This is a genomic window from Hanstruepera neustonica (assembly GCF_002895005.1).
Taxonomy (GTDB): Bacteria; Bacteroidota; Bacteroidia; order Flavobacteriales; family Flavobacteriaceae; genus Hanstruepera; species Hanstruepera neustonica.
The window spans coordinates 472,001-486,134 of sequence record NZ_POWF01000002.1 but is presented as its reverse complement, the minus strand read 5'-3'; the positions used below and the strand labels follow the sequence as shown (position 1 = coordinate 486,134).

Below are 14,134 nucleotides of genomic sequence, written 5' to 3'. Positions count from 1 at the left end.
TTATTTTATGGTGATTTCATCTACAAATAGCCAACTACGTCCATCATGTTCGTAACCTATATGCCATTCTGGAAGTTTGCCCAATTTTTTGGCGATTATTTGTATATAACGAGCTTTACTCTTATTTAACTCAAAATTTAAGGTTTCTATATGTGAACCTTCCCCAGGTGTTGGAGTATCAAATGTTTTTGAATAAACAGATTTGAAATTTTTACCATCAGATGATATTAAAAAATCGACTACTGTAGGAAGAAAAATCCAGCTCTTTTGGTCTTGAAGAAAGTTAACTGAAATAGTTTGAATATCCTTTTCACCTCCTATATCAACCGTTGCTATTAAATCGGTATCAAAATACCCTTGCCATGTGCCTGTTCTAAAATCTTGCGTACCATAAATGCCATCAATAAGGGCGTTATTACCACCACCATTATATTGGTTAGCATATTCGGTGTCTAGTTTTATGGAAATGTTAGGGTCTATTTTATAAAATTGGGTAGTAATTTTAGCACTTTCAATATTGCCTTTTTTAGAATAAATTTCTAGTGTTGTAGGTTCTGAAATGGTAAACGGATTCTCATACGTTTTAAATTCACCATCATTTAATCTATAGAGGATTTGAGCTTCCTTATCCACATTTTCTAACATAACCTCTGTTTCACCTTTAAATGCCACATCGCCTTTGGCAATAAATGGCACAGGTACAATTAAATTGTCGGAAATACGCGTTACGGGTTCTTCGCCTTCTTGTGTGGCCCACTCCGTAGTTTGATTGGTCATATTGAAGACTAATTGACCGCTTTTCATAATATCTTCATGAGAGATATAGGATTGGTTTAATGGTTGGCCATTAAGTTCAACCGATGCGATATAGATGTTGTCGTCAGACAGGTTATTGGCTTGAATGGTGAATTGCTTGCCATTTTCTAAATTAATGGTTGCTTTTTCAAACAAAGGTGTCCCAATAATGTATTGATTGCTTGCTGGAGTAACTGGATAAAATCCCATGGAAGAAAACACATACCATGCACTCATCTGTCCGCAATCTTCATTCCCTGAAATACCATCGGGTTCGTTGGTATATAGTTCCGTTAAAATCTGATGGACTTTCTCTTGGGTTTTATAAGGTTTATTGACAAAGTTGTACAGGTAGGCCATGTGGTGGCTAGGTTCATTGCCATGGGCATACTGGCCAATTAAACCAGTAATATCGGCTTGATCTCTCCCAGAAGTTTCCGCTTCGGCTGTAAATAATTTGTCCAAATGAGCATCCAATTTATCTTTTCCGCCTAACAAATTCATGAACCCTGTAATGTCTTGTGGCACATAATAACTGTATTGCCAGGAATTAGCTTCGGTGTAGTTAAAATTCACTTCGTAAGGATCAAAAGGTGCGAACCAGGTGTTGCGAAAACGACCACGCATAAATTGACTTTCTGGGTCAAACACGTTTTTATAATATTGGGCGCGCTCTGAATAAGTTTTATAGTCTTCAGTTTTATTCATGGCCTTGGCCATTTGTGCAATGGTCCAGTCGTCATAAGCATATTCCAAAGTTTTGGATACCGACTCGCTTTCCTCCTCAACAGGAATAAAACCGAATTCCTTATAGCCTTTCAATCCTAATTTATCACGGGTAGCCGAATGTTTCATGGCCTCCAAAGCCTTTTCGGTGTTATAACCTTTAATGCCTTTTAAATAGGCGTCGGCAATCACTGGAACCGCATGATACCCGATCATACAACCTGTATAACAGGCTGATAAATCCCAGATGGGCATGATGCTGCCTTCGTCATATTTGGCTAAAAACGTATTGATAAAATCATTGGTTCGGTCTTCTTCAATAATGGTGTAAAGTGGATGTGTGGCTCGATAGGTGTCCCAAAGTGAGAACACGGTGTAATACTTAAAATCTTTGGTTTCATGAATGTTTAAATCCATACCACGATAGCGACCATCAACATCTTGATATAAATTTGGAGCAATCATGGTATGATACAATGAGGTATAAAAATTGGTTTTGTAATCGTCATTGTCACTCTCAACCACTATTTTTTCAAGCTGACTTTCCCAGGCATCTTGGGCTTCTTGTTTTACTTCTTCAAAGCTTTTGTTACCAATTTCAGTTTCTAAATTCTTTCGTGCACCTTCCTCATCAACCGGGGAAATGCCAATTTTTAAATAAACTGGTTCGTGAGTTGGATTATTCAGACTTAAAATAGCTTTTGTAGGTTTATCAGGAGCTGGATATTGTGTAATTGCCTCATGAGATAATTCAAAATAATAAAACAATTTTTGATTGGTTGCCCATGCTTTAGAATGTCTGTAGCCTTTAAATATTTTTGGGCTTACTTGTGTAATATTGTAATCAAGTAACTCGTCTCTATGTTCCAAATCCAGTACGATGTATTGACTGCTTGATTTTTGGAACTGATACTTGTGTATACCACTGCGTTTGGAAACGGTTAGTTCCACATCAATATTAGTTGAATCCAAATGTACTTTATAATAACCAGGTTCTGCAATTTCGTTGTCGTGACTAAAATGAGCCCGATAGCCTTTTTTGCCATCGGCTCCATTGTTAAAGTTCACTTCATTGGTTGGCATCAATAAAATATCACCATAGTCTGATACGCCTGTTCCGCTTAAATGCGTATGTGAAAAACCATAGATGTAATTGTCGGAATAATGATAGCCAGAACAGCCATCCCAACCATCCAATCGCGTATCTGGACTTAATTGCATCATCCCAAAAGGCATGGTCGCACCAGGATAGGTATGTCCATGTCCGCCAGTTCCAATAAACGGATTGACATAGGATATTAGTGATGTGTCTTTTTGGGCTGGTTGAATGTCTTTATTTTCCTTGCAGGCAGTAAATAGTATTACCAATGCAAAAAAGAAGGTAATAGGGAGTTTCATTTAAAATAGGATTGCTAAATTTAAAGCATCTAATATACTAAAATGCCAATCAAGAAATTTACTGTTTTCATTGTTTTTGCTGTCCTGTTTTGGAGCTGCCAACAAAAACCATCTGAAGTAATTGTACCACAGATCATTCCTAACCTTCAAAATCAATCAATTATGGAGGGAAATTTTGTTTTAAGAGATGGAATGGGCATTCAAAATGATTCGGATTTTAGTATTTCTGCTGATTTTTTAAAGAATTTTATTCAAGATGGGAGTCATATCACGTTAAAAGAAAACGATGATATCGTTTTTGTAAAAGATACCAGTATTTCCAATGTTGAAGGATATGTTTTAGAGATTAGCACGTCACAAATTCGGATAAAAGCCAATTCAGACCAAGGTGCTTTTTATGCGGTACAAACCTTAAGGCAATTATTACCTGTTGGTTTTGAAAATGGTTCGTTTTATAAGAATGAAGTGGCTATTCCTTGTTTAAAAATTGAAGACGAACCTAGATTTCAGTATCGAGGTATGCATCTAGATGTTGCTAGACATATGTTTTCAGTTGAATTCATCAAAAAATATATTGATGCTTTAGCCATGTTGAAAATGAACACCTTTCATTGGCATTTAACAGATGATCAAGGTTGGCGCTTAGAGATAAAAAAATACCCGAAACTTCAGGAATTGGCTAGCTATCGTGACCAAACATTGGTAGGGCATTTTTCAGATCAACCAACAACTTATGATGGCAAACGCTATGGTGGATTTTACACGCAAGAAGACATCAAGGAAGTAGTTGCCTATGCTCAAAAACAACATATAACTGTTATCCCGGAAATTGAAATGCCTGGCCATGCGCAAGCGGCAATTTCGGCTTATCCGGAATTGGGTTGTCGTGGCGATTCCATTAAAGTAGCCCAGACTTGGGGTGTATTTGAAGATATTTTTTGCGCAGGAAAAGAAAGCACCTTCACTTTTTTAGAATCTGTTTTGGATGAGGTTATTGACTTATTCCCAAGCGAGTATGTTCACATTGGAGGTGACGAAGCGCCAAAGACGCATTGGAAAACCTGTGATGCTTGTCAAAACAGAATTAAAGATTTAGGGTTAAAAGACGAACATGAATTGCAGAATTATTTTATCACACGAATTGAAAAATATTTAAATTCGAAAGGAAGACAAATTATTGGATGGGATGAGATTTTGGAAGGCGGTCTGGCTCCAAATGCCACGGTGATGTCTTGGCGAGGCACTAATGGTGCCGTTGAAGCCGCTAAAGCAGGACACAACGTTATCATGACGCCTACCAGCCATTGTTATTTTGATTATTACCAGTCTACTAATGAAGGGGAACCCCTGGCTATTGGTGGCTATTTACCATTGGAAAAGGTGTATGGTTTCAACCCTATTCCAGAAGAATTAAATCAAGATGAGTCGCAATATGTTTTGGGCGTTCAGGGCAATCTTTGGACAGAATATATTCCAACCGAACGCCAGGTTGAGTATATGGTATTTCCTAGAATTTTAGCCATGAGTGAAGTCGCTTGGACCAACCCTGAATACAAAAACTATGAGGATTTTGTGTCAAGAGTAGAAACCTTTAATATGCGTTTGGATGCTTTGGCAAAAAATTATGCCAACCATTTGTATGAAGTTGAAGGTGCACTCATTACTGAAAAGGAACAGTCATTCTATGCTTTAAAAACGCTCACTAAAGACAAAGTTATACGCTATACCACCAATGGTTCTGAACCAAATGAACAATCGGTAATATATGAAGACCCGATTCCTTTTAATGAAAATATGACATTGAAAGCCGCTGTCTTCAAAAATGGAAAACAATTAGGGACAACATTTACAGAGCATTTCAATTATCATAAAGCCGTAGGTAAAAAGATTACAATCAGTCCTGATCCCAGCAAGGTGTATGCTGGAAGTGGCGCTCAAGGTTTAATAAATGGCATTTCAGGTAGTGACACACGCTATGGCGACAAAGAGTGGTTAGGATTTTGGGGAGATGATGTTGGAATCACTATTGATTTGGGCGAGGAAATGGAAATCAATGCAATTAAAACACGTTTTCATAATGGTCAAGGTCAATGGATTTATGCACCGAAATACATTGAATTTCAATTTGATCATGACAGTCAAATTATAGAAGTTCCTGATTCTAATGATATTTTAGTTCTTGTTGAATTTGATAAAAAAGTGAGAACAAGATATATAAAATTAATAGTGCCTAATTACGGAATTATTCCAGAAGAGTATCAAGGTTCTGGTAATAAGGCTTGGACCTTTATTGATGAAATTATAGTGAATTAATATGCTTCTAGAAATTTGTGCCAATTCCTATCAATCTGCTATCAGCGCTCAAGAAGCAGGTGCACATCGTATTGAGTTATGCAGTGAGTTATCAGTAGGAGGGATCACTCCTAGTTACGGACTCATCAAACAAGTTGTTGCTGCTTTATCCATTCCTGTGTATGTGTTGATTCGTCCACGTAGTGGGAATTTTTGCTATTCCTCTGCCGAATTCGAAATTATGAAACAGGACATAGAGGTATGTAAAGCATTAGGAGTTCAGGGCATTGTATCTGGAGTTCTTAAGGAAGATAATACCATCGATATAAAACGCACGCAGGAGTTAATAAAATGGGCAGATCCATTACCATTCACATATCATCGCGCCTTCGACTGTGTACCAAACCCTGAACAAGCGTTAGAAGCACTCATCAATTTAGGCGTTAATCGTATACTGACTTCTGGTCAGCAATCTAAAGCTATAAATGGCATGCAATTGTTATCTGACTTGAAGGAACAGGCTAAAAATAACATTACTATTTTGGTAGGGAGCGGTATTAACCCTGAAAATGCGGCTGATTTCAAAAAAGCTGGATTTGAAGAAATACATGCGTCTGCTTCCAAAATAATGAGTAATGCTGCTTCAGAATATTTTGGAAACACACCACAAACCGTTTCAGATATTAAAATTATTCGGGACATTTTAAACGCTATTCAATGAGATATGGTCTAATTGCTTTTCTGCTAGTTTGCTGTTTGTCATGCCAAACCGAATATGAAACGCCAAAAACTATAATACTACATGATAGTTGGCAATTCAAGCAAACTGACTCCGATACGTGGTTGTCGGCAAAGGTGCCAGGTAATGTGTTTTCAGATTTAATGGAAAATGGACTTATCAATGACCCTTTTATTGGTAATAATGAGGAATTAGTACAGGGTATTTCAAAAACCGATTGGGAATACAAAACGAATTTTAAGGTTGATGCAAAAACTTTGAATCGTAAGCATATAGAACTAATATTTGAAGGCTTGGACACCTACGCAACCGTGTATTTAAGTGACAGCTTGATTTTAAAAACCAATAATGCCTTTAGAAGGTTTGCTGTTGATGTGAAACCTTACTTAAAAGCAGAAAATGAATTGCGAATTCTATTTGAAAGCACTTCTAAATATGAAGAAGAAGCCAAAGTAAAACTGAATTACACGTTACCAGAAGGGAATCGGATTTTTACCAGAAAAGCCCAATTTCAATATGGCTGGGATTGGGGGCCCAAACTGAATACTAGTGGTATTTGGCGTGATGTGAAATTACAGGCTTGGGATGATTTTAAGATAGATGATGTTTATGTTAAGCAGTTAGAATTAAATGATTCGATAGCAAAACTAAATACAAGTTTTGAGTTAAGGACTTCAATAGCAAACCTGAATTATGATTTATATATTAATGATTCACTAACCAAATCAGCAGATTTATCAGACAAGGACAACTCTCAATTTGATTTCTATATCAAAAACCCCAAACGCTGGTGGCCTCATAATTTAGGGCAACCCTATTTGTATGACATCAAAGTTGTTGTAAAAGATGGTGAAACCCTTTTAGATAGCGTTTCCAAAAAAGTTGGTTTACGAACAATTGATTTAGTTAACGAAAAGGATAGTCTTGGTGAATCGTTTTATTTTAAGGTTAATGGTGTTCCTGTATACGCCAAAGGCGCTAATTACATTCCGCAAAATAGTTTTCAAAATCAAGTAACTGATGAGCATTATGAAAAATTGTTGAATGATGTGGTTACTGCCAATATGAATGTGCTACGTGTTTGGGGTGGAGGCATCTATGAGAATGATGTATTTTATGAGTTATGTGATGAAAAAGGCATTTTAGTCTGGCAGGATTTTATGTTTGCCTGTGCCATGTATCCAGGTGATGATGCGTTTTTAGAAAATGTTGAACAAGAAGCTATTGACAATATCACGCGTTTACGAAATCATCCATCTATAGCCTTATGGTGTGGCAATAATGAAAATAGCGAAGGCTGGCATCGGTGGGGCTGGCAAGATGGTAGAAGAGAGGAAGAGAAACATGAAATTTGGAGCAGCTATTTAAAGGTTTTTGATTCTATTTTACCAAGAACAGTCGGGCAATATTCAGATACTGATTATTGGGAAAGCTCTCCAAAATTTGGGCGCGGCAATCCAAAGTACGAATTTGAAGGCGACGCCCATGACTGGTGGATTTGGCATGATGGTTACCCCTTTGAACATCTTGAAGAACACGTGCCACGATTTATGAGTGAGTTTGGATTTCAATCCTTTCCAAGTTATCAAGCAATTAAATATATCAACCAAAATGATTCACTTGATATTACTTCTGAAGGGTTTAAAAATCATCAGAAGCATACTCGAGGATTTCAAATTATCGATGCCTATATGCAACGTGATTTTCCAGTTTCTGATAATGCAGAAGATTATGTCTATGTAAGTCAGTTGTTGCAAGCTTATGGTATTACAAAAGGTATAGAAGCACAGCGTAGAGCGAAACCGTATAATATGGGTACACTCTTTTGGCAATTAAACGACTGTTGGCCAGCCGTGTCATGGTCAAGTATTGACTTCTTTGGGAACTGGAAAGCATTGCATTATAAAGCTAAGCGTAGTTTTGAAAACCTATTGATTTCCTCAAAAGTTGAAAACAATATTTTAAATGTATATGCTATAAATGATAGTCTGGAAAAGGTGCCCTTAAACCTCAATGTGCGGTTGCTAGATTTTGACGGCAAAAGTATCATGCATAAACAAATTCAAGATGTCATTCCTTTTGATGTTAGTAAGCAAATTTTTAATATGGATTTAAATGATATTAATTTTGATAAGCAATCAACCGTTTTAAGGATTGATAACAATGATCAAACATGGCTTTACTATTTCTCAAAACCAAAAGATCTCAAGCTGAAACCTCAAGCTATTCAAAAAACAATTACCAAAACAGACGAAGGCTTTAAAATAGAACTATCATGTAGTACGCTTCAAAAAGATGTATTTTTATTTTGTAATGAAAAAGGGCATTTTTCCGACAACTATTTTGATTTGTTGCCCAAAGAAAAGAAAACAATTATGTTTTTTAGTCAAGCAATCAACCTATCATCTTTGAAAATAAAAACTCTAAACGGATTAAAAAATTAACAGAGTATTAAAAGACTTCGCTTTATTTGCCAGTATATTTGTAAAGCCTTAAGAAAAGATATTTATGTCACGGTGGATTATAACCCTTATCGTATTTTCAATAATATTCTTATTTATTGAAATCTATGCGTTCCAAGCAATTAAAACATTAACTAAAAGCCGAATAATAAAATGGGTTTGGTTATTGGTTTCATTGGCTATCTATGCTAATTTTTTATATGTCATCTTTTCGACACCACGAAGTGCCGGTCAAACGGTTAACTTTCAGTTGGCGGCAGGCCTTATGTTGACGTTTTTAATACCCAAATTGGTCTTGTTAGTCATTATGTTTGGAGAAGATGTTTTTAGAGTAATGGGCAAGCTGTTTTCATTTTTATCGCCCGGTGAAACAAAAGATTTTTCAGGTAGGCGCGAGTTTATTGCGAAAATTGCTTTGGGAATTGCGACCATTCCATTCGCATCATTTCTATATGGTATATGGCAAGGACGTTATAACTATAAAGTTCTAAAGTACCAATTGTTTTTTGAAGATTTACCCAAGGCCTTTGATGGATTTACCATTACGCAGATTTCCGATATCCATTCCGGGAGTTTTACGAATAAGGAAAAAATAAAGTATGGTGTTGATTTAATTAATGAACAAAAATCCGATGTCATGCTGTTTACTGGTGATATTGTAAACAATAAGGCCGATGAAATGGATGATTGGATTGATATGTTCAAGGAGTTAGACGCACCTTATGGTAAATATTCTATTTTGGGAAATCATGACTATGGTGATTATGTGGAATGGAAAAAACCTGAAGATAAAGTAGCCAATTTTCAGGCTGTGAAGGATATTCATCCTAAAATTGGTTTTGATTTATTGTTGGATGAACATCGCTATATCGAAAAAGATGGTGACAAATTAGCACTCATTGGTGTTGAAAATTGGGGGAAGGGATTTAATCAAGCAGGCGATTTACAAAAGGCATCATCACAAATTAGCCAAGATGATTTTAAAATTTTAATGACACATGACCCATCTCATTGGGAATATCAGGTTAAGCAAGATGACTTTCACTATCACCTTACCTTAAGTGGACACACGCATGGACTACAAATGGGAATTGAAATCCCTGGGTTTTTTAGATGGAGTCCATCTCAATATGTTTACAAACAATGGGCTGGTTTGTACAATGAATTTGGAAGGTTTATAAACGTGAATCGCGGTTTTGGATATCATGCGTTTCCTGGGCGAGTGGGAATCTGGCCAGAGATCACGGTTATTGAACTTAAGCAAGGTACTCGGGACACTTAATTTCTTGCAATAGTGCTATTTTCTTAAAAAATGTTTATTTTTATATTACATGACAATAACCTATTGAAAATAAACAAGTTTTATTTAAGTAAAATGTTGTAGGTTTGTAGGAACAGGTTGACTAAAATTGTTGCATATGTCAAAATTTGGGGAACTAATAGATGTTAACATTCCTGTGTTGTTGGATTTTTTCACAGAATGGAATGAGCAATCGACAGCTATGCATGCCGTATTGAGAGATGTGGCGGCTGCCCTTGGTGATAAGGCCAAAGTTATTAAAATTGATGTTGATAAGAATAAGGAGCTTGCTGAAGCCCTTCGTGTTAAAGGTTTACCAACATTGATTATCTACAAAAATGGCGAAATGAAATGGCGTCATAGTGGCGAACAGGATGCCAATACACTTATTGGTATTATTCAAGAATATGTTTAGCTAGCTAATGCTTTAAAAGTATAGCCCTTGTTAGAGAAATGCTCCAAAACTTTTGGTAGAGCATACAAAAGATTTTTTGCGGCTTTTTCACTGTCATGAAAAACAATAATGCTTCCAGGTTCAGATTTATCTAAAACATTTTTTAAGCAAGTGTCAGGGGAGGTTTGATTGTCCCAATCAAAGGATAAAACATTCCACATAACAATGGTATATCCCAAATTAATTAATGCTTTTCCTTGGCTTGGTTTTATTTTGCCATATGGTGGACGAAATAGTTTCTGACTAAACTTATTATCTTTCAATTCTGAATTGATGACATCTTGAGCTTTATCGACATCAGCTAGATAATGTTCTAAATCAGTTTTCCAACCTTTTAAATGGTTTTGGGTGTGGTTACCAATAGCATGTCCTTTTGATAAAATATTTTTAAAAATTTCAGGATGCTTTTCAACATTATTTCCAATACAAAAAAAAGTTGCTTTGGCATGGAACTCTGACAATAAGTTTAAGACTTGATCCGTGATATTTGGTGTTGGACCATCATCAAAAGTGAGATAGAGAATTTTCTCGTTAGTTTGTTTTTCCCAAACATACTTAGGTAGAGCCTTTTTGACAATTTTAGGCGTTTTTACAGGCGTTATTCCCATGTATCTAAGTTATTGTTTGGGTTCAATAATACTACTGTCACCTTGTAGGATGTCAGAATCCAAATCCAGTGAATCTTCTTCAGGACTTGGTTCATCATCATAGAAATGCTTGAATAAATTCAAATAATTTGAAAAAGTCTTGGCTTCTTGAGCACCAAAGTCCCTATCATATTCTATAACCACGTCAACGATACTCTTGTAGCGTTCAATATCGGTATAGATTTCCTCAAAAACACGTCTTTGTTGCTCACCATCCAACTTACTGTAATACGTTAAATTCTCTTGATATTTTTTGGCAACATCTTTAAACAATTTTTGCGCTTTATTCTTGGCGTCAACTTCATAATAAGCACTTATGTAGGGTTCTAAAAGGGTGTAATATCCAAAATAGTCTACTGGCATATTATCCATGGCGATATCTGCAATTTTTTCAGCTTTATCTAGCTTTTCTTCATTGATTAATTGTTCAATCAATCGTGCCAGGTTTCCTCTATAGGTTATGGAATTTCGACGGGTTTCGGTATCATGGTAAATATTTGGGTCACCACTATTACCCCAATCCCAGTTTACAACTTTATCAAACATTAAATCAGAATCCACACGCCCCATATCAAACGGATTGGCTTTATCAACCGGTGTTTTGATAGGAACTAACTTGTAACACATACCATCAAGTTGTAAGTAATCTTTCATCCAGATATAATCGTCATCACCAAAGGCACCACCCGTAAAATAAATAGGGCGTTTCCAATCGTTATTGGCAATGATATCCAGCATTAGCAGTCTATTTTTATATAAGGCACCATCAGTAATTTTGATAGTGATGTTATCCACAATATCATCTGAATCTTGTGCTTTTACGATACCATATTTTAAAACATTTTCTTTGTTGACCGGAATTTGCACATATTCAACAGGAAAATAGTTGGAGTTTTGATATTGTACGGGATAGAAACTAGGGTCTTCACCTTGTTGTTGTAATAAATATTTGAACTTGGTTCTCGGATTGTCACTGGAAACAAATTCCAAAAAGTCCTTAATATTTAATGTATCCTTATTCAGCAATCGTTGTGGTCTGCCATTGGCATCATAAATAAATAATTTTTTCAATATATAATCACGTGTGCCATAACGGTATTGATCATGGGTGAGTGATGAAGGAACAGGATCACTCTCATAAGCCTTACGCTTCATTTGGTCAATGTACCAATCTGTCTGGAACAAACTGGTATTAACTACACGAACATCCGTTCTGTAGCCCTCAATTTCTTGAGCATACCAAAGTGCAAATGTATCATTATCACCGATTGAGAACAAGATGCCGTTTTCAGCACAAGAATCCAGATATTTTTTGGCCATCGCTTGAGCTGTATATTTGTTTGAACGGTCATGGTCATCCCAATTGTTCGCAGCCAAAATACCAGGCACCAAAATGAGGCAAACAACTGAAACAGCAGGAGCTAGTAATTTAGATGAAAACTTTTGTTTCAGAGAGTCAACTATGGCGTACACACCGAATCCAATCCAAAGGGCAAATACATAAAAAGAACCAACTACAGAGTAATCTCTTTCACGAGGCTCAAAGGGTCTCACATTCGTATAAACCTGAATAGCCAAACCGGTAAACAGGAAGAAAACCAACATAACCCAGAATAATTTTTTGTCTTTGTTGAATAAAAAGAACAAGCCAATTAACCCTAAAATGAAGGGTAAAAAATAATAGGTGTTTCGCGCTTTATTATTTTCAACATCACTTGGTAAGTTTTCTTGAGATAACCCCAAATGCCACTCATCTATAAAATTAATACCACTTAACCAATTACCGTGATTATCATATTTACCTTGAATATCATCCTGTCTACCTACAAAATTCCACATAAAATAACGCCAGTACATATAACCTAATTGGTATTCCAGCATATAGGCGATATTACTACCCAAAGATGGCTTTTCAACATCAATATATTGGCTAAATTGTCGTAAGAAATTATGATAATCTTCATAGTCAACCATGCCATTAGCCACGTCATTCTTAAAATTAGTAATAGCTCCGCGAAGCTCATTTTCCATTTGGTATTCAGGCTTCAATTTGAAGTCTAAATATCCTGTAAAGATCATATAGTTTTCAGCGTTTTCGCCACTCCACATCCTTGGTAAAATGGAGGCATGTTTAGAATTGTAATTCTGTCTGGCATTCTCCCAATCGTTTATAATGACGTATTTACCCGTTTTCTCATCTTTCTCATAATTGGGTTTATCATCGATGTAAGGTTCGTTTTCATCCAAACCTGAATACTGGTCTGTAAACTGCGGCCCATAAAATAAATGGGTTTCTGGGTATTGTTCTAAATTATAATAAGCCAGCAATTCCCTGGCATCAGATGGGTCATTCTCATTGATAACCACATCTGCGTTAGCACGAATGGGTAACATCATCCAGGACGAGAAACCAACCATTACAAACGTTACACACAATATAGCTGTGTTCAAGTGTTTGTATTGTTTTTCTCTGGTGTATTTCAGCCCAAAATAAATGACTGCTACCAACAGAACTCCTGCGATAATGGACCCTGAATTAAATGGTAAGCCAATGGAATTCACAAAGAAAATTTCCATCGCACTAAAGTATCTTAAGATATTCGGTGCCAACAATTTAAAAATGAACAGCAGAATAGCAACAGAAACCACATTGGCAATTATAAAATTCTTGACTGTTATTTCTTTATAGTTTTTAAAATAGTATATCAATCCTATTGCAGGAATGGTTAATAAACCCATGAAATGAACACCAAATGACAATCCAATAACAAAAGCAATGAGGATTAACCAACGATTCCCGCGAGGTTGATCCATTTCGCGCTCCCAACGTAATGCCAAATAAAATATCACGGACATTATGAGGGTGGCCATAGCATAAACCTCCGTTTCAACCGCATTAAACCAAAATGAATCTGTAAAAGTGAAAGCTAAACTTCCAACTAAAGAACTACCTAAAATCGCTATTTTTTGAGTTTCGGATAAGGTCTCTTCATTTCCAGCTAATTTTCTCAATAAAAGGGAAATCGTCCAAAACATAAATAAAATGGTAAAGGCACTGGCAACGGCACTCATCATATTTAACATAAAACCTATTTGAGAAGGTTCTAACGCAAACATCGAGAAAAATGCACCAAACATTTGAAATAATGGAGCTCCTGGTGGATGTCCAACTTGAAGTTTAGAAGAGGTTAAAATATATTCTCCGGCATCCCAAAAACTAACAGTAGGTTCAACAGTAAGACCGAATGTGAATAAAGCCACTAAAAATGAAAACCAAGCTAATAGATTGTTCCATTTTTTAAAGCTAATATGTGCCATGTA

Annotated in this window: 8 protein-coding genes; 5 read left to right on the top strand and 3 right to left on the bottom strand. The window is 36.1% G+C overall.

What is annotated here, in order from left to right; genetic code table 11:
• Window positions 1–2,919 carry a GH92 family glycosyl hydrolase gene (locus tag C1T31_RS06915; protein ID WP_103051739.1) on the bottom strand — a complete coding sequence of 973 codons (2,919 nt, stop codon included), beginning with the start codon at window positions 2,917–2,919 and terminating at the stop codon, window positions 1–3.
• Window positions 2,920–2,961: 42 nt separating this feature from the next.
• Here C1T31_RS06915 and C1T31_RS06910 point away from each other — a divergent pair, with 42 nt between their 5' ends.
• The 5 genes from C1T31_RS06910 to C1T31_RS06890 all read left to right on the top strand — a co-directional run bounded on the left by C1T31_RS06910 (window position 2,962) and on the right by C1T31_RS06890 (window position 10,127).
• On the top strand, window positions 2,962–5,232 hold the full coding sequence (locus C1T31_RS06910; RefSeq protein WP_103051738.1) for a glycoside hydrolase family 20 protein: 2,271 nt from the start codon (window positions 2,962–2,964) through the stop codon (window positions 5,230–5,232).
• A 1-nt stretch (window position 5,233) separates the two neighbouring features.
• Entirely contained in the window at window positions 5,234–5,932 is a 699-nt protein-coding gene (locus tag C1T31_RS06905) for a copper homeostasis protein CutC (protein ID WP_103051737.1), read from the top strand.
• On the top strand, window positions 5,929–8,394 hold the full coding sequence (locus tag C1T31_RS06900) for a beta-mannosidase (RefSeq protein WP_103051736.1): 2,466 nt from the start codon (window positions 5,929–5,931) through the stop codon (window positions 8,392–8,394). The genes C1T31_RS06905 and C1T31_RS06900 overlap by 4 nt, the downstream gene beginning before the upstream one ends.
• 64 nt (window positions 8,395–8,458) lie before the next feature.
• Window positions 8,459–9,694: a metallophosphoesterase gene (locus C1T31_RS06895; protein WP_103051735.1), complete on the top strand. Its 1,236-nt coding sequence runs from the start codon at window positions 8,459–8,461 to the stop codon at window positions 9,692–9,694.
• A gap of 136 nt (window positions 9,695–9,830) precedes the next feature.
• Window positions 9,831–10,127, top strand: coding sequence for a thioredoxin family protein (locus C1T31_RS06890; protein WP_103051734.1), 297 nt, complete (start codon window positions 9,831–9,833; stop codon window positions 10,125–10,127).
• Here C1T31_RS06890 and C1T31_RS06885 read toward each other — a convergent pair.
• Together C1T31_RS06885 and C1T31_RS06880 are read right to left on the bottom strand one after the other, a co-directional pair.
• Window positions 10,124–10,774 (bottom strand): polysaccharide deacetylase family protein, encoded by a 651-nt coding sequence (locus C1T31_RS06885; protein ID WP_103051733.1) that lies wholly within the window; start codon window positions 10,772–10,774, stop codon window positions 10,124–10,126. The two genes, C1T31_RS06890 and C1T31_RS06885, sit on opposite strands and share 4 nt — an antisense overlap.
• Window positions 10,775–10,783: 9 nt before the next feature.
• Entirely contained in the window at window positions 10,784–14,131 is a 3,348-nt protein-coding gene (locus tag C1T31_RS06880) for a glycosyltransferase family 117 protein (RefSeq protein ID WP_103051732.1), read from the bottom strand.
• Window positions 14,132–14,134: the final 3 nt, after the last annotated feature.

What these genes read in the sequence shown, in the direction of transcription:
- C1T31_RS06885 (WP_103051733.1), bottom strand. Translation starts at nt 10,774, where the DNA reads ATGGGAATAACGCCTGTAAAAACGCCTAAAATTGTCAAAAAGGCTCTA.
- C1T31_RS06880 (WP_103051732.1), bottom strand. Translation starts at nt 14,131, where the DNA reads ATGGCACATATTAGCTTTAAAAAATGGAACAATCTATTAGCTTGGTTT.
- C1T31_RS06900 (WP_103051736.1), top strand. Translation starts at nt 5,929, where the DNA reads ATGAGATATGGTCTAATTGCTTTTCTGCTAGTTTGCTGTTTGTCATGC.
- C1T31_RS06890 (WP_103051734.1), top strand. Translation starts at nt 9,831, where the DNA reads ATGTCAAAATTTGGGGAACTAATAGATGTTAACATTCCTGTGTTGTTG.
- C1T31_RS06905 (WP_103051737.1), top strand. Translation starts at nt 5,234, where the DNA reads ATGCTTCTAGAAATTTGTGCCAATTCCTATCAATCTGCTATCAGCGCT.
- C1T31_RS06910 (WP_103051738.1), top strand. Translation starts at nt 2,962, where the DNA reads ATGCCAATCAAGAAATTTACTGTTTTCATTGTTTTTGCTGTCCTGTTT.
- C1T31_RS06895 (WP_103051735.1), top strand. Translation starts at nt 8,459, where the DNA reads ATGTCACGGTGGATTATAACCCTTATCGTATTTTCAATAATATTCTTA.
- C1T31_RS06915 (WP_103051739.1), bottom strand. Translation starts at nt 2,919, where the DNA reads ATGAAACTCCCTATTACCTTCTTTTTTGCATTGGTAATACTATTTACT.